Here is a 24,798-nt window from a genome sequence, read left to right as displayed (position 1 = left end):
ACACCACGGCTTTCGCTCTATGCCTGCCATCCCACCACCGACCGGACTCTAAAACTCCATGCGCATGACCTCCAAAACCCTTTTGGCTGCCGCACTGCTGGCTGCCGTTCCGATGCTGGCCAATGCTGAATCGACCTTCACCACCCCCGGCACGGGTACGCCAATCACCGCCAGCGCACGTCTGGACTTTCAGGTGACGGCACCAAAGATTCTATACCTGCGTGTTGGTACCGGTACTGATTTTGCAACCACCACGACCATTAATCAGATCGCTTTCACCGTCCCGGCTGCCACGATGGGCAATGGAACGCCGATTGCCGCCACAGCCGCCTCCGGCGACCTGGGCACCGGCGCAGTCACGGCCCGCGTCATCGGTAACAACGGCAACATTACCTTCACCTCGACCACGCCGGGTGCGCTGAGTAACGGTGCTGCTGGCGATACGATCAGCTATAGCGAAATCGCCGCGACGGTGTTACCACTGACCTCGGCTGTACCGCTGCCGCACCCGACGTTGGCCGACGGTGCTACCACCACCGTGTCCCTGACTCCCACGACCGGCAAGGTCATCAATCGTGACGCCCGTTGGACGTTTGCCTACGCAAACAACAATGTGATCGCCCCGGGCACCTACGGTGGTGTGAACACCAATAACAGCCGTGTGACCTACACCGCGTCAATGCCCTAACCGAGCACAGCTCGACCCCGCAAGGTCTCTCATGAGCCTTGCGGGGTGTTTCGTCAGAAAGGGACGCTCCGATGTCTACGCTTGCCCGCGGCCTACCGTGGCTGTTCGTGTTGCTTGTGCTTTGCGCGTGCGATACAGCCCATGCCTTTATCGTCAACATCGCACCGGGAACGCGTGCGGTGTATCTGCGTGTGGGCAACGGTGTGTTCACGGGCAACTATTCCACCGGCGGCGTCCCCGGCTCGGGCGGCGCAATTAATCTGGTATCGGTATCGGTGCCAGCTGCTGTATTGGGCAACGGCGCCAACCAGCTCATGACGACAAATGCTTCCACTGGCGTCAGCAACTACGACAACTTTGCATTTTGCAATGTGCCCAACGAAATCTATGTGGGCGGCTTCTATCGGCTTCCTGGCTCCACCGGTACGGCGACACTGACTGCGGTCGCGCCCGCTAACCTGGTGAGCACCGCCGGCGACACCATTCCGTTCTCGCAGATCAGTTGGACCAGTAGCGGCAATGGTGACGGGACGACGGCGCAGCCGATCCTTGCGGGCACTTTTACCGGCGGCACCCAGACCTTGGCCAGTTTTCCGGTGAACACGTGGCGCGAGAGCTGCCATACCTTCAGTTATGGCAACGATGCCATCGTCGCGGCAGGCACCTATAGCGGCCGCGTCATATACACGTTGAGCGCGCCATGAGAGTGCATGCGGCGTTCTTAGTCTTGGGATTAGGGCTTTTCACCATTACAACGGCAGCGGCGACCACGACGCATCGTGTCGACGACAGTGCCAGCCAAGTGCCGGGCAATACCTTGCAGATGAAATGGGATTCGGTCGCGCCGCAAAGAGGCCAACGCGCCACGGTTTCGGGCGCGATCACGGTATTGGTTCGTCTCAATTTGTCCCCCTGGCAAGGTCGAACCGGGCGCGTCTACATGACGCTGCCCGCGCAACCCACCGGCCCGGTGACCGCAACCTGGACCACGCAAGGGCGCCTACTGCCGGGCACCCTGCGCGCTGGCGAACGCACGCTGGTCTATGCCGGCGTGATGCCTGCAGCTTTGTATGAAGACACGATGCGCCTGGTTATCCAGGCAGATGGTCAGCGTTTGATGCGCGTGGAACAACTGAATTTTTCATTCGAGATCGATGTGGAGAGCCCCTGATGTGCCGTCATCTTCTGCAGGCTAGCGTCCTTGTGTTGAGTCTGCTGTGCACCGCGAACGGCATGGCGCAGGGATTTTCAGCGCTCGTATCGCCCCCTCGTTTCGAGGACACGGCCAAGGCCGGAACCACTTATCGCAACGTGGTGGAGATATCCAATGTCTCGGGCAGCGCAGCGCACTACACGTTAAAGACAGCCGATTGGAGTTTGGACGACAAAGGCGCAGCGGTTTTCTCCGAAACGCTGGCCCCTGACAGCTGTCGGCCCTGGGTCGGTATCGAGGCGCCGGAAATCACTGTCGCGGCGAACGGCAAGCGCCGTTATCGGTTCGAGGTGGTAGTGCCACCGGACGCCCCTAGCAGTGAGTGCCGCTTTGCGATCATGCTGGAAGGCGATCCGGAGCAGGTGGCCAACGGCGCCGCTCCCCCGGTATCGGGTCGGATCGGCATCATCGTCTATCTCACGATTGGCGATGCGGCCGCCCAACTTACGGTGGTCGGCACAAAAGCCGACACCATTGACGGACGGCTTGTGCCTGTCCTACAGGTACGCAACACGGGCAATGCACACGGTCGACTTGCCGGTTTCATTGAAGGCGTCGATGCCAGTGGTCGCAAGTTCGCCTTTTCGCCTTCCGGTCTGCCCGTGCTGCCTACAGAGTCGCGTGCCATCGCGCTGACCCCTGAGGGGGATGATCCGGATACAGCGGCCGCGGTGATTGCCTATCCGTTGAATTTGAAGGGCCGGTTGGAGTGGGGCGCGCAACGCCTCGACATCGACACCGTCATCTCTCAATGACGCGGCATCGCGAGCCAGCACGGCGAGCGCTCGTCATCCTTATCGCGTCCGTGATCATGGCCTCGACCAGCGCGGCCGAGCCCGATCCACAAACGACTTATCGCGATCGAATCATCGCCCCGCAATCGCTGGCGCCCTTGCCGCCCGACGATGAGGAGCCAGAAGACACCACCGGGCTGCCACGCTCGGTTCGCCTCGAACTGAATGTGGCGCAGACCGAACGTGGCGACGACTCGTTTGGCGAGCAAGGGATATCGGGTGGCGGTTTTTGGGAAACACCCGCCTGGGGCAGCTTCTCGCTCGACGCTACGCTATTCCACAGTAATCGCGAGCGCTTCGAGCGCGACGGTGGCTGGGGTGGAGCGGCGACGTTATGGCAACGCAACCTCTTCGTGGACGGCGGTGGGCGCTTGGATAATGGGCTAGGCGTCATCAACACGCCCTCGCTGGATCTGCAGCGCAACCAATATCGATTCTTCCTGCCGACCGTGCCCTTTGCAGGCGTAAGTACCCAGTGGACTCAGGATGAGCACGGTACCGTCGTCTATGGCGCAGCCGGACGTGCCGGCCTCTACAACGGTACGCGGGTCGTCGGGTTCGATCTGGCTGATGGTTATGTCGCCTCGTTCGGCAGCCAGTGGCGCTGGGCGCCTGGCTGGACCGGCGCAGCGTCGTACCTGCGTACCCACGGCCGTATTACTCCCGATGATCGGGGCGAAGCGGTGTTGGTCGACGATCAAACCCAAGCGGTGCACCTGGCGACGCAATGGGAAGGGCAACGCGACGCCGTGCAATTGAATGTTCTGGGAAGCGACACCGAGCACGGCGCAGCGCAGGGCATATGGATCGATGCCAGTGCACGCCGGGGACGCTATCGTCACAACTATGGCGCTTTCTCGTTGGATCCCGAGTTAGCGTGGGGCGCGTTGCCGATCAACAACGACATTCGCGGCGGGTACTATCGTATCGCCTATCAGTTCGCACGCTGGTCCTGGAATGCGGGGATTGACGATATCCGATCAATAAGCGGCGACGGATTCGATGGTCAATACGGCACGGGCTTTATGCGGTATCAGGCCAGTAGTACGTTCGGTTACGGTGGCAGTCTCAGCATCCGGCATACGTCCGAGAATACGTATGCCATACAACTCTTCGCAGATAAGACCACGCATTGGGGTCAGACGCGCCTCCAACTCGACCGTGCTGAAGGTGGAAATCAAGGCGGCGACAGCTGGCTGGCCAGCGTTGATCAGGCATTTCCGATGCGCGAAGGCACTCGCCTCTCGGCCTCGTTGGCCTATGGCGAATTGAGTTATTTCGGTGAGTCGCCGACGGCTACGACCACCACCGCGTTCTATGGTGGTCGAGATCTGACCGACACGATATCCATCGACGGAACGGCTCGCTGGACTTATGGGAATGGTCCGAGTGCACTGCGCGGTCTGGATTTGAACCTGGGCGTCAACTGGCGCATCCGTCCAAGGTGGTCACTGGCCGCAGCGTTCTACCAGAGTCAGGGATCGCAACGGTCTCCCTTCATCTTGGATCCTTTGGTCACCGATACGCCATTTATCTCCCTCCCTCGTGATCGCTCGGTCTTTCTGACCCTGCGCTATGAACGGCAAGCCGGACGATCCATGGCAGTCCTGGGTGGTGCACCAGGTACCGCCGTGGGCGGCATCGTGGGATCTGTGTTCCTGGACGACAACAACGACGGTGTACGCGCCGCGTCGGAACAACCGGCTGCCAACATCACCGTCGTTCTTGATGGTCGCTATTCGGTGAGAACCGACAGTAACGGTCAGTACGAATTTCCACGAGTTGCAGTAGGTTCCCATCGGATCACCGTGCTGCCAGACAACCTGCCGCTTCCCTGGTTCGTGGAGGAGAGCGCTGCGCAACAGACTATCGAGATTCGGGTCAGGCAAACCACGCGCCTGGACGTTGCCGCAGGACGTCAACGATGACCATTCTGGCCTAATCCTTTCTGATGCCCGTTCTATCGAAGCACGATCTCTCCCTATTCAGATCGCAGCTCGGATAAGGCTTTTGCTCCGGAATATTTCCGAAAGGCACCGATCGCCTCAAGCGGCAAACCGCATACCCCGATGCAGGATTGGCTTGGGGCACAACGCCATAGGTACGCGCAGCGGTCCTTTCCAGCGGCCTATTCTGAGGTGGTATCACGGGAGGGTATGATCATCGGGCCATGCGGGAAGAGGTCCGTCCGGCCCTACCGCCTTGTGGTGACGAACCATATAACGATGGCTGCGCGGACCCCATCGGCCGCGGGACAGGTGGACCGGTTTAACGCGGGTGCTAGCGTGGCAAATCGAGTATATACAGCCGACCAAGTGTTTGCGGTAGTCCAAGCCGTTGAGAATGGCATGTGCCAAATGACGATAGCGCACGATGTCGGATGCAGCAGTCCGAGTGTTTCAAAGTGGAAGACTCTGTATCGAGGCTTTTCTCTGGAAGAAATCCAGCGCGCCATGGAAGCCAATATAGAGCTTGAGCAACTTCGGCGGGAAGCAACGCGTTATGAGGGTGAGCGTAGGGCTTGGAAGCTGCTTATGCGCGCCATTCATCTACCACTCTACAGACGGATACAACTGCTGGGGCAGTTGCAGTCGGCGAATCTCGTATCCACTCATCAAGCAAAGCGCATGCTCTGCATCGGCAACTCGATGATGGACCTCGTTAAATATGAGCGAGACAACACCGTCGTCCTCAGGGTCATGAAGGAATATCTTGCCTGCAATCCCAGCCACGGTTTTAAGCTCATGTATCACAGTATCCTCAAGGGCAAGCTGTGTGGCGCGAAGCGGGCACAGAAGCTCTATATCGAGGCGGGGCTTCAGCTGTACAGGCGTAACTCGAAACGCGCGGACCGCAGCAAACCGCGTCATCTCGATATCGCATCACATGAAAACGCGACATGGTCTATGGACTTCATGCACTTTCGGTTGATCAACAATGCGGCTGCACATACCCTCAATGTGCTGGATGATTTCAGCCGAGAGTGTCTTTTGATCAAGGGCGGTTTCGGCACTAGTTCGTTGTTAGTAGCCGAGCAGCTCAACGAGCTCGTCGCTAGACGTGGAGTGCCAGCCCAGATTCGCTGCGACAACGGTCCGGAGTTTACTGGCAAGGCTCTGGCTGCTTGGGCCAGTTCCAAGGGCATCGCCATCAAACACACAGCCCCATTTAAGTTTTACCAGAACGGCTATATAGAGCGCTTTAACCTAACAATGCGGTCAGATCTTTTCCGATGGAACAAGTTCACCTCGTTGGAGCACTTCCATCAGGTTGCGGAGGACTTTCGATATGAGTACAACCATATTCGCCCCCACCAGAGCTTAGGTTGGGTAACACCAGCAGCCTTCGCAGCCGTCAATCGTTTGCATTGACCAGGCCAATGACTGCTTTGGGTCGAAGCGAGCATTGGCTCGACGCCATTACGCAGAAGAAAGAGCGACCGCTATCGGCCACGTGCGGACATTGCTCTTTGGGTCCGCTTATTACTCAATTCGGATCCAACTCAGTTCACTTCAGTCATCCGGAAGGCAACTCATGCGACGCGTCAGGCGCTACGGAGAGTTCAAAGATGCGACCGGCCTCGTCTCGCTTAAGCACCTCCAGCAGCCCCTGCAACAGTGTTGTGGCTAGCCGCCGTGCGGCCATCCGTTCAAGCGTCGCAGCCGGGGCTGAGCGCCCACAGCACTTGAAATGGCCTGAGCTATCCGGGCGAGCGAGTCGCGCCCGTGACGCGCCAGTTCACGTAGCCAACGTCGTCGGCCACCAGCAGGGCGCCGCGCCGATCCTGCACCACGCCAACAGGGCGGCCGCGCGCCTTGCCATCTTCGGATAGGAAGCCGGTCAGCACGTCCACCGGAGAACCGGCCGGCGCCGAAGGGCACGAAGATGACCTTGTAGCCGCTGAACGGACGCCGGTTCCAGGAACCGTGCTGTCCGATGAAGGCGCCGGCGCCAACGCCTATCGCGGGCGAACGATTTATGGGCTGGACGGTCACGACAGCGGCGGTGCTCGCCTGCTGCTGGCACTTAAGGTGCAGTAGTACGGTTGGAGGCGTAATCTCCTGCCCTGACAACTTCACGATGAAGGAACATCGATGCTCAATCTTTCCCGCCAAGTAGGCCAGACGATAAAGATCGGAGACGAAATAACCATTACTGTTCTCCCCTTCAAATCACATGGCGAAGTGCGCCTCGGGATCGCCGCACCGAGCGCCGTGCCGGTCCACCGCTCCGAAATTTATGACCGCATACAGCGCGCCAAGCCGACTGCCGTAGAGCGGACCGATGGGCGGGTAGCCATCGACTCTGATTGAAGCATGCGATGTAACGGAAACCCTGTTACCACGTTGTGGAGTGAACTCTTCTCCCGCTAGCGGGAGAAGGTGGCCGACAAGCCGGATCAGGGAAGACTTGCGGCACCCAATGGCAGTGCTTGGTGATCTGCTTCGACTCAATGGGCGAACCCGGCCCGCTCAATCTGATTCGACCCTGGTCCGATATACCGCGAACAGCTTTCTGTCCCCATTACTGGGAATGGCCTCAAGATCACCCTTAGGGGTTTGGACGATTTGCACTGAGCTACGATGCGGCGACGGAGTTCTTTTCAAGTACGCTCCAAGTTGAAACTTGCTCGTTCATTACCCACATTTGCATAGACTTGTTACCTTGTTATGGCTCCAGCAATTTGTGGGCCGAGACAGCCCATGGTGGTATCGGAATGCGCCCAGTGGCGACTAGCCACGCCAACCCGAGAGCATTGGCATTTACCAGGGCGTGATGACGACAGGCTCGTTGTTCAGGATGGCTATAGAACCATTCCTCGACAAGCATTCTGGCCGAGCTACGTAAATATTTCACAGCCTTGACGAGGCCGTTTTCGGACAGAAGTGGACTTTAGATTCCCGTCGATGAGGCGCTTGAGTAGGTGCGTAGTAGTTACGTCTGCCTTTTTGGTAGCCGAACTCCATTCCCTGCCTGCATTACTTCTCTGGCGGTTGCTTCAGGCGACCTGATTCGTCCAGCACGTGTCCGTATGCGTCGGTTCCTGTCGTTAGGTGGTAGGTCTGTCGCACAAGCACAGCGGGTCTGGGACCTGCATGGGTTGTAGCACCTGATGGATCGACGCCAGGAGAGGCACGATGATCGAGCATGACAAGGGACCACCACAGGCGTTCGCCAAGGTCTTCGCTGCTTGCCCTGACTATGGGCCGCTGAAACAGCATTTCTGGTACGACTGGGGTCCGGTCTTCTATCGTGGCCGCCTGGATGGCAGTGCCCGTGTGATCTGCGTGGCCTCGGACCCTGGAGCCACTGAGCGCATAGCGGGTCGTACGCTGGTGGGAGATGCGGGGCAGCGGGTCCAGGGTTTCCTTGCCAAAATCGGACTTACGCGTTCCTACCTGTGCCTCAACGCATTCTCCTACGCGCTATTTCCTTCGCAGGCCGATCTGGGAGACGCCATTCTCAGTGACCCGGCCCAACTGGCGTGGCGCAACAAGCTGTTTGATCTAGCGCATACCCCTGCATTGCAAGCCATTGTTGCCTTCGGGGTTCAAGCACGTAAGGCCATCGATCTCTGGCCGGGTAAAGGGACCACGCCGGTGGTGGTGATTCCTCACCCGAGCAGTCATGACGAACTCGAGCTACTTACGCGCTGGCGCGCGGCGGTCGTGCAACTGCGTGGTCTGGCCACCCCGGACGCTGATGCTGCCGCGGGTCTGCCCAACTACGGGCAAGCGTTCCGCGAAAGCGACTACATGCCCATCCCTCGACGTGACCTGCCCTATGGCGCACCGGCTTTCCTCGGCAATGATGCCTGGGGCCGTGCGCAACAGCCGCCACGCCGCACGAGCGCGAAACGCCCGCAGCCCGATGATCGACACACGCTGATCTGGACGGCACCAGCGTTGTGAGCGCGACATGGCTACGGTAGCGAAACTTGCTTTGAGGGGCCGCGTCGTCACCATGGACGCAGGCGATCACGTTCTAAGGAACGCCACTGTCTATCTCAAGGGAAACAAGATCGAGGCTATCGGCAAGGCCAATGCAGCTCCCCCTGCTGGGTTCGAGAATGTCAGCGTGCTCAATACCGGCGGCACGTTGTACCCAGGGTTGATGGATCTGCACAATCATCTGAGTTACGACGCGTTAGCCCTGTGGAAAGTGCCCAAGCAGTACACCAATCGAGATGACTGGGGTGGACATGCGGACTATCGACTTCTGATCAGCGGCCCTATGAACGTGCTGGGCCAAACAGCCGGCTACCCGGAGGCTATTGCACGTTTTGCTGAATGCAAAAGCCTTTTGGGTGGTGTCACTACTTCACAGGGCATTGCATTGTTCAGCAATACCGGTATCCGGCGTTACTACCACGGGCTACTGCGCAATGTGGAAATCTCAGATGGTCCGGACCTGCCTGCAGCCAAGGCTCGCATTGGGGACGTCGAAGCCAAATCGGCGAGTCAGTTTCTTACCCATTTAAAGAGGTGCAGCTGCTTGCTATTGCACCTGAGCGAGGGCACCGACGAACGTGCACGCAACCATTTCCGAACGCTCAGCCTGCCTGATGGCCAAGTGGCCATCACCGACGCTCTGGTCGGCATCCATTGCGTGGCGCTGCAACGCAGCGACTTCAAGCTCCTGGCAGCGCATGGCGGATCCATGGTCTGGTCGCCGCTCAGCAATCTGCTGCTCTACGGCAAGACGGCCGATATTGTTGCGGCCAAGGCAGAAGGAGTCACCATCGGTTTGGGCTCGGACTGGTCCCCAAGCGGCAGCAAGAGTTTGCTGGGTGAGCTCAAGGCCGCCTATGCATATAGCCAGCAGAATGGGAAACCATTCTCTGCCAAGGACATCGTGGCCATGGCTACGCGTAATGCAGCCAAGATGCTCAAATGGGATCAAGGCCTCGGCTCTCTGGAAGCAGGCAAACGCGCTGACCTGATCGTACTGCGTGGGGACAACGGCGATCCGTACCTGCAGTTGATCAAAGCCAAGGAAACCGACATTAGCCTTGTCATGATCGACGGAGTAAGGCGTTACGGCTTACGCCGGATTATGCCCGAGGAAGGTCCGTTAGAAGACTGGACCGTGGGCGGACTGCGCCGCCGCATCGACCTGCGGATCCCTGAGACCCTGACCTCGGCCTCTCGACTGAGTTTACGGCAGGCCGTTGATCGCTTGCGGTCAGGCATGAAAAATCTGCCGGCATTGGCGCATGCGTTGGAACATCCCACGCGCATCCGACGTGCGGCTGCCAAGGCAAAGCCGCAATGGTTCTTGGAGCTTGAACACGAAGAGCCTGCGGGGATGTCGATCCGTACGCGCTTTAACAGTGAGCCCGATGCCCCTAGAAAGATATCGAGAATGGTGAACCGTTCAGCAGCCGCTATTCCCCTGTCCAAACTGCTCAAGCCATTGGCGCTGGATCCCTTGACGGTGGTGGACGACCGCAGTTTTCTCAAGCGTCTAGAGGTGCAGCCGAACCTGCCTCCAACCTTCATGACCGCACTTCGTAATCTGTACAAATAAGACCCGGATTAACTACTGTTGGAGGATTCAGCGCTATGAGTACCACTAAGCCATCCAAAGGGGCAACGGCGCGCACGGCAGCTGCTGTCTCCAAGAAGAAGCAGGCTGTTGAATCCGCAAATGGGTTGAGTGGCTTTTCCCTGGACATGTCGGCAGCCGGAAGCCAGGTCAAGTTCGCTGCCCTGCCCAAGACTCGAAGTGCGTTGCGCCAATTCTCCGGCCCTGCCCTCCAGGTTGGCAGGATCGATCCCGAAACGGCCGCCAAGAGCTATCTGGATCAAGCACTCGAAAGCAACGAGGTACGCCGGTTCTCACGCCCGGTTACCGACGGCGCACCCAGCGACTTCAAGAGCCTTGGGACCGAGGTGAGTCCCCTGACGGAAACGACGTTGGTCAAGTTCCGCCAGTATCTCAACAAGATTCCTGTGTACGGCTCCCTTGTCGTGGTGGAGTTGGGGAGCGACAACGAGTGCCTCGCTATCAATTCTTCCCTGGGTAAACCTGAGGCAGTGGGCAACGTGGCCAAGGTCGCTCCCGCCGAAGCCTTGGCTATCGCCGCTAAGGCTGCAGGGAGCCCGCTTGGAAAGCTGCAGCAGACACCGCGGCTCAACTACTACTTCGATCAGAAAAGCAAAAAATGGAAACTTGCCTACATTGTGGAGAATGTGAAGCAAGGAAAATCTAAGGCGGCACAGCGCAGCGGTGATGCGAGCCTGAAGGACTATGTGGTCGATGCGCTCACCGGAAAGCTCTTGGCCGCCCTGCCGCGCGTTCCTACCATGGCAGCTGTGCAGGAAACTGTCGTCGATGCCCTCGGCCGCTCACGCAGCATCGTCGTGGAAAAGGCGGGAAGTAAACGCAAGCTCCATGACAAGGCACTAAACGTCAGCACCTACGGATTCCGCTTCCGTGATCCTACTGTTGAGTTCGACAAACTGCCTGGCACGCTCTATACGAGTCCGCCCAAAGCCTGGCCATCGGAAGCCATTGGTGCACATGCCAACGTTACACAGATCGTCCATTTTCTACGTGATGTGCTCAAGCGCAACAACATCGACAACCAGGGTGGAGAAATAATATCGACTGTCAATTGCTGGGATCGTGCGGACGGCAAGGATGTCGACCGGGAATGGCGCAACGCCTACTGGAATGGCGAGCAGATGGTATACGGTCAGGTCGTGTTTCCAGACGGCACTATGCTCTCAGTGGCCTCAATGCTCGATGTAGTGGCACACGAGCTATTTCATGGTGTGACCGAAGTGACCTCACGCTTGGAATATCAGACCCAAGCTGGCGCTCTAAACGAATCGTACTCGGACATCTTCGGGGTGATCATAGCCAACTACGGCAAGCCGATTAATAAGTGGACTTGGGAAATCGGGCGTGACTTCAATGGGCCTGGCACCTTTCTGCGCAGCTTCTCGGATCCGCCAGAATTCGAACAGCCCAAGCATATGCGGGACTATCGCACATCTAGTCCGCCCTATACATACGAGCGTAATGATTATGGACACGTTCATGACAACAGTGGGATCCACAACTTCGCTGCCTACAAAATCTTGACCGCAAAGAAAGGAGCGAAGCTTCTGTTCACTGTAGAGCAGGTGGCTGCAATGTTTTTCGTCGCCTTAACCGTACATTTGTCGCGTACCTCTGATTTTTCTGACAGTAGGCGCGCTCTGGTCGCTGCAACGCACTCTATATTCCGTAAAGATTCTCCAGCCACTTTGAAACTGAAGGTCGTCGCAGTTGAACAGGCTTACACGGCTGTCGGAATCAGCTAGTTCGCTAACTAGCATGGGTCGCCAGCAGGCATACGCCCAACCCGCTGGCGGTGACCGCTATCGGCCAGAAGCGGCCATCCGATTCCTGAGATTTACCACCGATTCTGGTCGATTGGAGCCACTCGCATCGCTAGATTAAGGCGACGGGCATCCGAGCGTTATCAACTTCGCTTTGTTCAGATTCAGCGCAGACAAGCTGGGGCCCAACACTCGCGCTCAGCATGCGGCGTTGCCACCAGAGAATCGAGACGCGACGCTACCTCTATTGCTATGTTCGCGACCCTGAAAGCTGGTTCTACAGCACGTCCAATCTTGGTGGTTTCCGCATGCATGACGAATTCCCAATCCTCTCCGGCGGCAGCGGCGCCGCTTTTCTCCTCGATGCGCCTGCGACGGTCTCTTTGACACTGAGCTTTCCCGATGGCCTAGTCTCCATTCGACAAGACGCGCCGTTCGCGACCGTCTCTCTGGTCGAGCATCTGAACCAAGAGGACGCTAAGAACGACGCTTGGCGGGTGCTGCAAGAAGCTTTGGACGTTCTCGCAGCACGAAGGCAGGCCACGCTCCAGACAGCCGAAGGCGATTGCACGTATCTGGTTTGGGTTAAGGACGACGCCGGTTACGAACTCGTATTTGTCGACACGGCCAACGTGCCTTGGTCGATGAGCACGAAAGTCGAAGCGACTGGAACTGTTACACCCACGCCATCGCCGCCACCGCCCCGCCATCCTGCTTTGCGGTTCTACCGCTTGGCCCATGCGTCTGATGACCTGTTCGACGCTTATCGCAACGCATACTTGGCGCTGGAGTGCCTGGTGAGTGAGGCCACTCCGAAAGCTGCCAATGAGAGTGAGCTGAACTGGTTGAAGCGCGCGCTTGCCGGCCCACTGTCGGCCGGCCTGCCGTCGGGCGTAATAGGGCCCGATACCGTCGACGACATCTACAGGGAAGGGCGACTGCCAACCTTCCATGCAAAAATTGGCTCCACATTCTACGCGCCGCACGGCCCCGAGCGTCAGTCCATGCAGGCGCGGTTCGACACGCTCGCGCTGCTAGTTAACTGTCTACTGCAACATTGCCTCGGCGTTACCTTCGTAAGCCGAGGCGCTTCGATGTCCCAGTCCGTATACGACAGCATGGCCTCAACTAGCCTCATGTACGACGAGATCGTATTCCTGGATGGCGAACTGCGAGCATCGGTCCCTGCTGTCGTCCAGGTGGTGTCCTCGCCGCGACGGTTCAATCAATTGTGGGGCCGTACGACCATAGCTCGGCCGGCGAACCTTCAAGGAATCGACACCATTGAGACCCGAAAAGCGGGCGTCCGCTGGATGTCGTCGGTTCTTGATGAGCGTGTGCCGCTGCAGGGTGTGAACAAGATCTCTGTCGAACTCAACCTGCTCCAATACCACAGCCGGTCAAAGCGGCCAGTCCACCGACGCTGAAAACGAGAGTGACCTCGGTGCCAGTAAGAACCGAGCGCTAAAGCCGATATTCCGGGGAAACTAAACGCAGAGCCTGCTCCCCCTACCGAGCGCCTGATTTGCCGAGCCAGAATCAGTGTCGATGTCGGCCGATCTCAGAGCTACCGTTCACGACCAACTGTTTGTGGCGAGGTACCGAAAGACGACCGGAGGTCTGCGACCGGCGGCAATCGGCCAGAAGCGGACGTTCGTGAAGTAGGCATCCGAAGCTGGTCCATTTGCGTCGGACGACCGATGATGCGGGCATGTCCGGATTCACTATCCAGCCCCTGCTGAACACGCCGAGCCGATGCCAGCGGCTCCGCCTGTGATGAGAATGGTGTTTGCTGTTAGGTTCATGTCGACTTTCCTTCTGAATTGGAGATGAGAAGGTGCGCCGACGAAGACCTTAGAGTTCCGGCAGGCACACCTGGACCGCCGGCACAGCCGGCGCAGGTGTCGCGGATACCCTATGGGAGAGCTGCCGCCCGGGTTGGGGCGGTGTCCGGGCTACCATCCGGGCTGCGCTCTTTCGACCCGATATTTGTAGCGCATAACCTGGTGTGTGGCAACGAGTCAATAGCTGCAGCCAGGCACCTAGTGGCGTCATTTCAACAAAAGGAGAGCCCGCTCGCTGGCGGCAATGCATACGCATTCGCGCGGTGCTACGTAGGCGGCACAGGTGAGCTTACTCGCCCGACGCGAAGCTATGCCAACAGCAACCGTGTATGACGGACGGTCAGCCAGGCCAGGCGTTAGCGAGACGATCCAGATCAATAATCCAACGGCCGGGACATGGTTTATAAAGGTACTTGGCGTGTCTGCGTACTCAGGCGTCTCGCTGAGCGCCCGGGTTTTGCCCTGAGCTGAGCGACAGCTAAAAAAAGCCCCTGACCCGCCGTCAGGGCGTTTCTTGGTCAAGTTGACCCACCTAGTGGCCGCCAACCACGGGGACGCACTTGTGGCAGCCTCATGACCGCTTTGGGTCGAGAGCGGACAGCATTGACACTCGATGCAGCTCTGCGCGCGGATGCCCAGACTGCCTGCCTGCGGTTGCTTCCGGCTAAGCTTGCTGGACGTCCATCGAAGTTTGGCCGAAATGGCCAAACTTCGCTGGATCGCGCACCTTCATGTGTGGGAGGAACCATAAGTTGGCCGCCCTTGTGAGGCACAAGTTGGCCGCCTAGCGAAGAAGCTGACGTCCCCTTCACGGACCCGATAAGTAGTAAACCCGACCCCGTTCTTGAAGACGCCCATAAGCGGCCGCTCAATCCTGCGTTCGGCCCGGTTGCAACGAAACGGCTGACCGTATCGCAGCCTCATGCATCCGTGCCGGCCAATAGCCAGCAGCCGAACGCTGGGCCGGCGCTGAAGCCGGTTTCCGGCTCGATGCGCACGCGCAAGATCTTCCCTTTCGTCGTGGCGGCAGGCAACGGGTAGTCGGCATCGACGAAAAGGATGCCGCGGTCGCCGTCCAGCACTTCGTCGGCCACCGGATATCCGTTGGCGAGGATGCGGAAGCGTCGCCGATGCTCGCCTCCCCAGTAGCGCAACCGCAATTTCAACGGACCGGGCCGGCTTTGCAAATCGAATTCGACGAATCCTCCGCTGCGCGCATCACGTCCTTTCCGTCGCCGGTACTCGACGCTGTAGGACAGCTCGCTGCGCAGTGCATGCGCCTTTTCCGAAGTCTCTTCGCCCAGTTCGATCCGATCGACCGCGTCGGCATCCAGTTGTGCCATGGCCTTGGCCTCGGCCGCTTGCCTCGTTTGTTCTTCCCGCCACGCCTGTGGAGCGAGGCGTTCGAAATAGACCGCGCTGCGTCGGTCGTGCTGTGCATAGAACGGCGCGAAAGCCAACGGTCCCGGATGCGCCACGCCGGTCGCCAGATAGCGCCCGGCCGCATCCTGCGGCGCGAATCCGGCCAGGACGTCGCCTTCGGCCACTAGGACCGGGTCGGCCCCTGTCCCGTAGGGTTGTTCCGCAGAACCCAGATCGGCGGCCATCACCAACGGGCCGCGCATCACCGACACAACGTCCGGATCGTCGCTCGGTTCCAGGCGCAACGGCATCGGCAATTCCAGGGTCAGCATGTCGCCTGCGCGCCAGCGGCGGCGCAGGCGCGCGTAACCGTCGGCCAATTCTGCGCGGACGGGCTTGCCGTTGAGCGTAAGTCGCCACGACTGCGCCCAGCCTGGTATCCGCAGCGCAATGCGCTGCGCCGCGTCCGGCGCCGCCGTTATGCGCAGGCGGGCCTCGCCACCCAAAGGCAGGTCGCTGTCCAGCTCCATTTGCAGACCGGAAGGGCCGTCGTCCAGGCTCGAAGGAATAAAGAGATTGACGAACAAGGTTCCGTCCTTGTCATCGCGCCAATAGATCGAATCGCCGAACTGGGCGTGGCTCTCCATGCCGGAACCGACGCAGCACCAGAAATCGCCGAACGGAGTGGAAAACTCGCGCTTGGCCCCTGCCATCAGCGGCATCATGTAGGCGAACATGCCGGTGCCCGGATGCTGCTGCGCCATGATGTGGTTGAGCAAAGTGCGTTCGTAGTAGTCGAAATAGGCGGCCCGTGGCGTCCAGCGATACAGGTGCCGGGTCAGCTTCAGCATGTTGTAACTGTTGCAGTGCTCGCAGGTCTGTTCGGTGACGAACTTGGAGATCGTGTCCGGCGCCTGGAAGTATTCGCGGTCGGCGTTGCCGCCGATCACATAGGTATGGTGCGCGGTGACCGTAAGCCAGAAGAAACGCGCCGCCGCCGCGGGCTCCGGGTCGCCGGTCAGTTCGAACTGGCGCGCCATGCCGATCAGTTTCGGAATCTGTGTGTTGGCGTGCAGCCGGTCGAGTTTGTCCTGCTGCGCGGCCAGCGGGTCCATGACCTCGCGGTGGCGCAGGCGTTCGGCCAACCGGAGCCAACGCGGGTCGCCGGTGCGGCCATAGAGTTCGGCGAAGGATTCGTTGAGCCCACCGAACTCGCACGACAGCACCCGCTGCATCTGCGCATCGTCCAGTTGCGCGAACACCGCATCGAGGTAATTGCCCAAACGCACCGCTACCTCGAGCGCATGCGCATTACCGCAATGCACGTGCGCGTCCAGCAGGCCCGCGAACAGCTTATGCCAGGTATACAGCGGCGCCCAACTTCCATTCAGGCTGAAGGGCTGAGTTTCGACCCTACCCTGCCTGAGGTCATCGAAGACCGCGCGCCCGCTTTCGATCTTTCCATCGCGGTTCTTGCGGGTGAAACCGGCCACATAACCATCGGCGGCTTGGGCCTGGCACAACGCCAGTTCGGCGACGATGTAATCCGCACGCGAGAGGCATTCGGTGTCGCCGGTCTGCGCGTGCATCAGCGATAGCGCGCTGAGGTAGTGCCCGAGCGTATGCCCGGCAATGGTATCCGCTTCCCAGCCGCCATAGACGGGTGCCTTCGGCTTCAGCCCGGCGTATTGGCGGAAATTGTGCAGCAGGCGATCCGGCTCCAACTGCAGCATGTAGCGCCGGTTGGTTTGCAGCGAATCCAGGAACATCGACGGTTTCAACCGTACGTTGCGTAGCGGGACCGCCCGTGCCCGTTGCGGTACGGATGCGGCCGCTTCGAGCGGGAAGCCGACGAAGCCGGCCGCCGACGCCATGACGCTCCAGGCGAGGAAACGCCGTCTCGAAAGACTGATGGTCATGCAGTGAATCCTCGTTTTCCTGCTGACAGTGGCAGAAACGCGTGGCAGCGGCAAAACGCGAGCCGCCCAAGCGAACGGGCGGCTTGCGTTGGCGGTGAGTCAGAACGTTACCGTGACCCGCGCCCACCAGTAACGGCCGAGCACATCGTAGGTGGTCACGTCGGTATTACCATTGTTGGCGTTATTGTTGTAGAACAAGGGCGGCTGTTTGTCGCCCAGATTGTCCACGCCCACGTCGACGCGGGTATGCCAGTCGCTGAAGTCGTAGCCGCCCTGCAGATTATGGTACGCATACGAGCCGATCCCGCGCTCGATCGCCGGCAGCGCCGAATCGGCGGAGAGATTCTGCCTTGCGTCGGTGCTGCCGATCGAGGTGTGCCCCACGTAGCGGATACGCCAGGCGGCGCTCCATGGCCCCTGCTTCCAGGTCAACGTGCCCAGCGCGCGGATGCGCGGGAAATTGCCATAGGAATAGGTGTACTTACCCGCGCTGTGGATCACCACAGTGCCCGGATCGGTGGGATCGGGGTTGATGTCGTAACGCGCCACATAGGTGCCGTTGAGGCTTGCGTTGAAGCTGCCCCAGCGCGTATCGGGCAGACGATAGTTCGCGCCGAAATCCACGCCCTTTGTCCACAACTGGCCCAGGTTCACCGTTGGCTCGCCGATGTAGTAGATGGTGCCGTTGCCGTTGCGGTGGATCAGAGGGCAGAACGCGCTGGCGGAATTGGCGTAGCACTGGTTGAGCACGGTCTGCGCCGATACCGTGGCAATGGTGTCCACCAGATTGATGCGCCATACATCGGCGCTCAGCGAAAGTCCTTCCAGCCACTTCGGATCGTAGACCACACCGAAATCGTAGGACTTTCCGGTTTCGGGCTTGAGGCCATCGTAGCCGGCCACCAGCGCGCCGGAAGTGCGCCCGGAAACCTGTGGATCGGCCTGCTGATAGCTGCCGTCCGTCGGCACGTTGGCGCAGGCGACGTCATTGCCGCCGGTATAGCCGTTGCAGGGATCGATGGCCGAAGCGGCATCGCCGCCGATGCCGGCGTACAGCTCGTTGATATTGGGCGCGCGGAACACTTCAGATATCGTTCCGCGCAGCAACAGGTTCTCCATCGGCCGCCATTCCAACGCCAGCTTGCTGTTGGTGGTGCTGCCCACCGAATCGTAATCGGAGAAACGGGTGCCGATAGACAGGTTCAGCGCGTGCGCGAAAGGTTTGTCGGCCAGCAACGGAATCAGGGTTTCGGCATAGGCTTCCTTCACGTTGAAACTGCCGTTCAGCACCGTGGTGCAGAACTCGACGACGCCGCACAGACCTTCCAGATCGGCCACGGCCAAATCGTCGGTCTTGGTCGAGGTGCTTTCCTTGCGATAGGACAAGCCGACCGCGAGATTGACCGTCCCGGCGGGAAGATCGAACAGATTGCCGTTGGCGTTGGCTTCGAACTGCTTGACCGTGTAAGTGCTGGTGCTGATCGGATTGACGACCATCGCTTTCAGCGCCTCAACGGTGGCCGGATCGTTGGTGTTGAAGATGTCGATCGGAGTGCAGCCGGCAATGACAGCGCCGGCGGCGCCACACTTGACCACTCCATCGCTGTCCAGGAACGAGGGCCCGACCGCCTGATTGAACGCAGCGTAATTCAGGAAACCGTTGTTGATCGACTTCTGCCGGACTTGGCCATAGTTGAAATTGGCGTCCCACTGCCAGGAGCTGTCGCCGAAACCGCCGCGCAGACCAGCGTTGGTCTGCAGATTGTAGGTGTTGTACTCGTACTGGCGGTTGCCCAGCGAAACCAGCCGCGTATTGAAAGTGTTGTAGGTAGTGCCAGTGGCCCGATCGGCGCCGAAATTGATGCCGAAGGGATTGTAGTAGCTGTTCTCCGACACCAGGAAATTGTCGCCGATGGCGAAGATCGGCACCGGCGCGATGATCGATGCCGAATGGGTCTTGGTGAAATAGGCGTTGCCGTAAGCTTCGATGTTGTCGGTCAGGCGGAAGCTGCCCAGCACGAAGGCGTTGGTGCGCTCCTGCGGCGTCTGCAGCAGATTGAAGGGCTGGTAGTTGAAGGAATCCGCCGTCGCGTCGTAGCAGTGATAGTCGCCTCGGGCGGTAGGGCCGCTGCCGGTGGCCGAATCGAGGGTGACGCGCGAGCAACCCGCGCTGGCGGCCAGGGCCGCGGCTTCGGCGGAACCGTCGTTGAAGCTGATCGTCCCGTATGGAGTTGCCGAGGAGCCCTGCTTGACGGCCTCGCCATTGACCAGGTTCAACGCGTCCTTGGAGAACGCACGCTGTGCTGCCGATACTTCGTCGATCTTGTGGTAGGACACGCCACCGACCACGCTGGCCCGATCCCAGGCATGCCCGGCAGTGAGCGAATAATTGCGCCGGCTGCCGTCGCCGCGCGAAGTCTGGCCGAAATCGGCGCTGGCCTGCACGCCTTCGAAGCGGTCGCGCAGAATGAAATTGACCACGCCGCCGATGGCATCGGACCCATAGACTGCCGAAGCACCGTCGCCCAGCACTTCGACACGCTCGACCATCGCGGCCGGAATGCTATTGATGTCGTTGTAGGCCAGGCGCACGCCATTGACCAGCACCAGGGTGCGTTTTTCGCCCAGACCTCGCAGCGAGACTGCCGATGCGCCGGTACCGCCGCCATTGTTGACATTGGGGTTGGTGGCGTTGCCGGCGATCGCAGGCAACTCCTGGATCAGGTCGCCCAGCGTCGCCTTGCCGGTGGCCTCGATGGCCTCGCGGCCGATAGTAGTGACCGGATTGGCGGTCTCGGTATCGACGCGACGGATGCGGGAGCCGGTGACGGTGACGCTGTCGAGTGTCGTGGCGTCGCCGGCACTCTCCGCAGATGGCGCTTCCTGTGCGCGCGCCGCGCAGGCGGCGGCCAGCGTTAGCGCGACGGCGATGGCCCGTACCAGTGGCGCGCGGGAACGAGGAATCGCGGGGAATGGCATCGCGCGATGACGAAGGGGGAAAGGGGAAGGCGTTACTTCGGCGGATCGCATGGGTGTCTCCTCAGACGGCTTCGGTGGAGCGGATACGGATTCGTGGGTAAACAGCGCCCGTGCCGGCTTGCGCCAGCGCAAGAAACGCCTGGGATCGTCGCGCCCGTGCGGATGAGGGTGGCGGCGCGAAAAAACGTCTTTCCGTCCGGTAGCCGAGCATTCGCGCGCGGACGTCCGAACAGGCATTGCCTGATTCGCTGGTGGAGAAAGATGCGGTGCTACGGATCGTTCCGCGCGCTTCCTTGGGACGTCGCCAGCGATATCCGGCGCAATCGCCGATGCTGCCCTTCACTAAGATCATTTATTTTTTGCATCACCTCCGGCTTTGTGCAGACGCGCGGTTCGCTGAATGGAAACGCGACGTGGCGTTCACCGCATTCATTGCCCGCATGTCACCCATGCGTCATGGATCCTGCTTATCCTCATCCTGCATGCACAACAACCGGTGCGTCTTGTCGCAATTGTCGTTTTCGGATGCGGAATACGGCATGTTTTTTATTCCTTGCTGGCTTCGCGGCCCGTAAAAAACATTCGCCGCCCCGCTTCGCGGATCACGGCAGCAACGCGTTTCCGCTCCAACGGCGGCGCGTTCATTCAGGTATAGACCGCCTGCACCGCGACGCGCGTGCCTGCGCGCCCCGCTATGCGCAGTGCGTCGCCGTTCCTACCCGCGACCGCCGCCCCCTTTCCGTCCACCGTAGCTGCGACCAGATGTTTTCCCGCCGGCAGCCGCAGGCTGAGCCAGATGCCATCGGGCGCAGCGGACGGCAGATCGATGTGCCCTTCGATGCGCCGGGTCTGCGCATCGGCGCGCAAACGGAAACCAACCTTGCCCCAGCGCGTGGGCGCACCGGAGATCCCGATGGTCTCGCCGCTGGCCAGCCATTCGCGCGGTACAGCGCGCGCCAGATGCAGCTGTTCACCGGCACTGTCTTCGAATACCAGCATCCAGCGCAGCAGCAGCGGAATGGTCGACTGCGCCGGCATGCAGAACAGCGGCATGCCGCCGGTGATGCCGCTCACCTCGCCCGCCGTCCAACCGCCGCGCGTGTGCACGTGATAGCGGTGTGCGTACAGGAACAGCAGGTATTCCTCGATCCGGTCCAGGCGCAGTAATTGCTGCGCATAGCCGTAGGAAATGAAACCGAGCAGGTCGCGCGCGTCCTTGCTCGGCGGCGCGATGTTGGCGACCACACCCAGGCTGGTGCCACCGTGACCGCGTACGCAGTCGATCACCAAGTTCGCCAGATCGTCGGGCAACACATCGGCCTGCAACAGTTCGGCATAGACGCGGTGCGGCCATCCCTGCTCACTGGGATTTTCCTGCAGCAGCGACTGGCGGAACGTCAGCTTCACGCCCGGCAGCGGGCCGATATAAGGCGGCTTCAGATCGCGACGGACATTGGCACGCAGCGTGCGCTCGGTCTGCGCAGTCAGGCGTTGCGACCGCTGGTTCCAACGCCGCGCGGTCGCCGATGCGTCCGCGCCGCCGATATGCGTCCACACCGGCGCGATATCGGCCAAGCCGCGCGCGGCCAACGCGCTGTTGGCGTAGTAGGGCTTCCACCACAGCGTGGGATCGGGGAACAGGCAGGCGTCGGATTCGTTCCAGCCGTGGATCAGGCCATGGCCCGGCGCATCGGACGGCAGCGCCAGGCTCTGGTCGTGCAATTCTTCCAGGATTTGCGCGGTGGCTTCTATCTTGCCGCGATGCTTGCGCAACAGCGGCGCATCGCCGGTGTAGTGCAGATAGCGCGCCATCAGCGACAGGATCAGGCCGAACTGCCCGGTCTCCGGCCCGCGCATGTTGGGCATGCCGTCGGGCTGCACGAAATCGGTGAAGTAGCCGTCCAGTACCGCCGCGGCCTGGTCGAAGCGGCCCCACTCCAGATTGGCGTACAGCGAACTGGTGAAGGTGTCCTGGAACCCGTCGTACTCGTTGCCGTAATAGTCGCGATCCACCGCACCGTACTTGGGATAAGTACCGCCAGGACGCACTACCAGTTCACGGGCAAAAGCGAAGCGCGCCATGTCGTTCCAGCTCGGATCCGGCAGACTGGCTTCGACGGTGCCGGCAAGCAGGTCCTGCCAGTAACCCGCGAACGCCAGCAGCCCGCGATAGAAATCCTCGGCCGTCGCACCCCCGCGCCGCGGCAGATAGTCGGGATAGCTGTGCGTGTACACCGTCTTCAGCGCCTTGCCGTTCTCCACCAGCACGGTGCGGTGCCAGGTCTGGACGATGAAACGATCCCCGGCGCGTACGTCGGCGAATACCAACAGGTCGTAGTGGCGGTTGGCCGACACCGGCATCACCTTGTGCACCGCCGGCATCCAGCCGCCCAACAGTCCTTCATGCCTGCGCTTGATCAGCGCGACGTCGCCGAGTTGAGCGAAGGCATGCTCCGGACGCCAGGTGCGGCTGCGTCCATTGGGCAGGATGGGCATGGTATCGACGGCTTCACGCGTACCGACGAAGGTGGTCCAAGGCCAGCGCCCATCATGATCCTTGGGATCCAGCAGCGACGCTGGCGGCGGTGCGGCATCGCGCACTTCTTCCGCCGACGGATCGCCGTTCCGCAACAAGTGGTCGGCCAGCAGGTCGGCGTCGGCCAGCGCCACGTCGGCGAGTTTCATGCCGAAATACGGCGGCTTGTCGCTGGGAAACGCCGCTTCCGTGCGCTTGCCCAGGGTCACCATGCCATCGGCGCAGACGAAACTGATCGCACCGTCCGGCGTACGCAGATCCTCGTACACGGTCCAATCGGTGCCTTCCTCGCGGAACGCGCAGACACGGGTGTGGTCTAGCAGTGCGCCTTCCGCCAAAGGCCGCAGCACGGGCTTGGGCAACTTCGCAATTGCACCGGTCTCCGCTACGCTATCGGCGGAGAAGCCGACTCCGGCTACTGCGGTAGTAGCGGTCAATCCATGCTGCAGAAACCGTCTTCTGTCCACTTCCAAGCTCCCGAACTTCCATCCGATATCTGGCCATGCTGCGGCAAGCACCTGGCAGTGTCTTGTTCGCTACCTGGCGCATGCGTGCGGAATTCCGCACAGCTAAAAAGACGCTGGATCAGTAAGTGCCCACGGTGACCTTCAGCACGTGCGGATCGCGAGCGCGGAAATTGAGCCCGTAATCCGTCTCATCGCCGTTCAACCAGCGCACGGTCTGCCATTTCCCGTCCACGTAGCGGCCCTGTTCGACTTTCAGCAATTGCCCGTATCTGCCGTCGGCGGCGTCGCGCTGGAATTCCACCCGTCCCTGCAGTCCGGTGACCAAGAACACTTCCGGTTCCAACTGGACCACCAGCACGCGACCGGCGTGGTCGGGCGTGCCCGGCAGGATCGCCGGCGCATCGCCCCACATCGGCGCGCCGAACGAAACGCGCGCCTGCCAGGGACCGAAACGCAGGTTCTGCTGCGGGGTGCCCGGTTTTTCCACCGCCGCCTGCAAGCGTCCCTCGAACGCGGCGCTGGCCAGCGTCCGCTGCATCGGCGCCAGCAGTCCGAAGCCGGCCGCGTGCGCGTCGGTCGCGGCGCGGTTCTCCGGCGTGTCCTCGTTGCCGTCGACGCCGAAAACCGAGAACCCCAGTCCACCCTTGCCCAGCACATAGAAGTGGTACGGCGCAGTGGCCGCTTCGAAGCCGGTTTCCGATACCCAGGCCGGATTGTCCAGCCGCGCGTACTGATCTACGACCTTGGTGTATTCGTTGTAATCGCTGGTGTAAATGTCGGTGCCGATGAAGTCGACCGACGGCGTGGCCGCGCGCCACAGGTCGAACACGTTCCAGGTCGCGCCGCCGCTGGGGTAGTCCAGCCCCGGATGGATCTTGCCTTTGTAGCGAAGCCATGTGTTCACATACAGCGGCAATGGATATTCGGCTTTGCCCGCCGCCGCCACCTGTTCGATATAGATGGCGTTGCTGTAGGCGCTGAATGCCTCGGCGGCGCCTGGGCCGAAAACTTCGGTCCAGGTACCGGCTGGCTTGGACAGCGCGCGGGTCGCTGCTTCCGGCACCCGGCCGCGGAAAGCGCGCTCGCCGGCTTCGCCATGGTCGCGCACGGTGCCGATCGCGCCCGGTTCGTTCTGCACCTGCACCAGGATGACGGTGTAGGTGCCCTCGTCCACCTTGCGCAGATGGCGCATCAACGCGGCGAACGCACGGCTATCGGCGTCGCGGTTGGTCTGCGCATGCGGCGAGAGCACGTCCACCGGCACGCCATTGTCGTCGAGCATGCGCGGATACGTCGCACGGTCTCGCTTGATCCAGTCCGGCACGTAGTGCATCTGGCCGTTCTTCCAGGTGCCGAACCACAGCAACGCAAGGCGCAGGCCGCGCGCACGCGCCTGCGCGATCAACGCATCGACGTTGGTGTAGTCGTAGCGGCCGGGCTCCGGCTCGAACTGTTCCCAGTACACCGGCGCTTCCACCGTGTTGGCGTGCAGCGCCTCCGCCTGCTCCAGCGCCTGCGGCAGCAATTGCGGCCATGCGCTTGAGTTGTGCAGTTGCGCCGCCATGATGCTGTACGGCGCGCCGTCGACAAATAAGGCATGGCGCCCGTTTTCGCTGACGTAGCGCGGCATCTCGCGCGTAGCCGCATGCGCGGCCACGCCCAGC

The 24,798-nt window shown here is 60.7% G+C and carries 17 protein-coding genes and 1 pseudogene; 13 read left to right on the top strand and 5 right to left on the bottom strand.

Going from position 1 to position 24,798, the window contains the following annotated elements:
- Window positions 1–64: 64 nt before the first annotated feature.
- From AC1DTQ_RS16325 to AC1DTQ_RS16300, 6 genes are all read left to right on the top strand, one after another.
- The gene (locus AC1DTQ_RS16325; protein WP_477850923.1) at window positions 65–688 is read left to right on the top strand and encodes a hypothetical protein; all 624 of its coding nucleotides are present in this window, start codon (window positions 65–67) and stop codon (window positions 686–688) included.
- 71 nt (window positions 689–759) lie between these two features.
- Complete coding sequence (locus AC1DTQ_RS16320) at window positions 760–1,392, top strand: hypothetical protein (protein WP_477850921.1); 633 nt, start codon at window positions 760–762, stop codon at window positions 1,390–1,392.
- A 2-nt stretch (window positions 1,393–1,394) separates the two neighbouring features.
- Window positions 1,395–1,859, top strand: coding sequence for a hypothetical protein (locus tag AC1DTQ_RS16315; protein WP_477850919.1), 465 nt, complete (start codon window positions 1,395–1,397; stop codon window positions 1,857–1,859).
- Window positions 1,859–2,656 carry a fimbrial biogenesis chaperone gene (locus AC1DTQ_RS16310; protein ID WP_477850918.1) on the top strand — a complete coding sequence of 266 codons (798 nt, stop codon included), beginning with the start codon at window positions 1,859–1,861 and terminating at the stop codon, window positions 2,654–2,656. Before AC1DTQ_RS16315 ends, AC1DTQ_RS16310 begins: the two co-directional genes overlap by 1 nt.
- A gap of 56 nt (window positions 2,657–2,712) precedes the next feature.
- Window positions 2,713–4,623, top strand: a complete 1,911-nt coding sequence (locus AC1DTQ_RS16305; RefSeq protein WP_477850916.1) for a carboxypeptidase-like regulatory domain-containing protein — start codon at window positions 2,713–2,715, stop codon at window positions 4,621–4,623.
- A 141-nt stretch (window positions 4,624–4,764) separates the two neighbouring features.
- Window positions 4,765–6,066, top strand: coding sequence for an IS3 family transposase (locus tag AC1DTQ_RS16300; RefSeq protein ID WP_477850915.1), 1,302 nt, complete (start codon window positions 4,765–4,767; stop codon window positions 6,064–6,066).
- Between the two features lie 329 nt (window positions 6,067–6,395).
- Here AC1DTQ_RS16300 and AC1DTQ_RS16295 read toward each other — a convergent pair.
- Window positions 6,396–6,642 (bottom strand): annotated as a pseudogene (locus AC1DTQ_RS16295) (sorbosone dehydrogenase family protein); the annotation flags it as partial.
- 147 nt (window positions 6,643–6,789) lie between these two features.
- Between AC1DTQ_RS16295 and AC1DTQ_RS16290 the strand changes: the two are divergent.
- The 6 genes from AC1DTQ_RS16290 to AC1DTQ_RS16265 all read left to right on the top strand — a co-directional run bounded on the left by AC1DTQ_RS16290 (window position 6,790) and on the right by AC1DTQ_RS16265 (window position 14,337).
- Complete coding sequence (locus AC1DTQ_RS16290) at window positions 6,790–7,008, top strand: carbon storage regulator (RefSeq protein WP_477850914.1); 219 nt, start codon at window positions 6,790–6,792, stop codon at window positions 7,006–7,008.
- 825 nt (window positions 7,009–7,833) lie between these two features.
- Window positions 7,834–8,607 carry a uracil-DNA glycosylase family protein gene (locus tag AC1DTQ_RS16285; protein ID WP_477850913.1) on the top strand — a complete coding sequence of 258 codons (774 nt, stop codon included), beginning with the start codon at window positions 7,834–7,836 and terminating at the stop codon, window positions 8,605–8,607.
- Window positions 8,608–8,614: 7 nt separating this feature from the next.
- Window positions 8,615–10,225 (top strand): amidohydrolase family protein, encoded by a 1,611-nt coding sequence (locus AC1DTQ_RS16280; protein ID WP_477850912.1) that lies wholly within the window; start codon window positions 8,615–8,617, stop codon window positions 10,223–10,225.
- Between the two features lie 35 nt (window positions 10,226–10,260).
- A complete protein-coding gene (locus AC1DTQ_RS16275) occupies window positions 10,261–12,009 on the top strand; it encodes a M4 family metallopeptidase (protein WP_477850911.1) in 1,749 nt (582 codons plus the stop codon).
- 326 nt (window positions 12,010–12,335) lie between these two features.
- Window positions 12,336–13,454, top strand: coding sequence for a hypothetical protein (locus AC1DTQ_RS16270; protein WP_477850910.1), 1,119 nt, complete (start codon window positions 12,336–12,338; stop codon window positions 13,452–13,454).
- 727 nt (window positions 13,455–14,181) lie between these two features.
- Window positions 14,182–14,337: a PPC domain-containing protein gene (locus tag AC1DTQ_RS16265; protein WP_477851077.1), complete on the top strand. Its 156-nt coding sequence runs from the start codon at window positions 14,182–14,184 to the stop codon at window positions 14,335–14,337.
- A 454-nt stretch (window positions 14,338–14,791) separates the two neighbouring features.
- On the opposite strand, the gene AC1DTQ_RS16260 is transcribed toward AC1DTQ_RS16265, so the two are convergent.
- Together AC1DTQ_RS16260 and AC1DTQ_RS16255 are read right to left on the bottom strand one after the other, a co-directional pair.
- A complete protein-coding gene (locus AC1DTQ_RS16260) occupies window positions 14,792–17,152 on the bottom strand; it encodes a beta-L-arabinofuranosidase domain-containing protein (protein WP_477850909.1) in 2,361 nt (786 codons plus the stop codon).
- A gap of 99 nt (window positions 17,153–17,251) precedes the next feature.
- The gene (locus tag AC1DTQ_RS16255; RefSeq protein ID WP_477851075.1) at window positions 17,252–20,131 is read right to left on the bottom strand and encodes a TonB-dependent receptor; all 2,880 of its coding nucleotides are present in this window, start codon (window positions 20,129–20,131) and stop codon (window positions 17,252–17,254) included.
- A gap of 236 nt (window positions 20,132–20,367) precedes the next feature.
- Here AC1DTQ_RS16255 and AC1DTQ_RS16250 point away from each other — a divergent pair, with 236 nt between their 5' ends.
- A complete protein-coding gene (locus AC1DTQ_RS16250) occupies window positions 20,368–20,706 on the top strand; it encodes a hypothetical protein (RefSeq protein ID WP_477850907.1) in 339 nt (112 codons plus the stop codon).
- Window positions 20,707–20,776: 70 nt separating this feature from the next.
- Here the strand turns inward: AC1DTQ_RS16250 and AC1DTQ_RS16245 are convergent, their stop codons facing one another.
- Both AC1DTQ_RS16245 and AC1DTQ_RS16240 read right to left on the bottom strand, forming a co-directional pair.
- Complete coding sequence (locus AC1DTQ_RS16245) at window positions 20,777–23,134, bottom strand: Tat pathway signal protein (RefSeq protein WP_477850906.1); 2,358 nt, start codon at window positions 23,132–23,134, stop codon at window positions 20,777–20,779.
- A 118-nt stretch (window positions 23,135–23,252) separates the two neighbouring features.
- The gene (locus AC1DTQ_RS16240; protein WP_477851074.1) at window positions 23,253–24,764 is read right to left on the bottom strand and encodes a DUF5597 domain-containing protein; all 1,512 of its coding nucleotides are present in this window, start codon (window positions 24,762–24,764) and stop codon (window positions 23,253–23,255) included.
- Window positions 24,765–24,798 lie beyond the last annotated feature (34 nt).

This window comes from Pseudoxanthomonas sp. P4_B2 (assembly GCF_056402315.1).
Note: the sequence above shows the minus strand (reverse complement) of the source record. Positions and strands in the feature narration are given on the sequence as shown.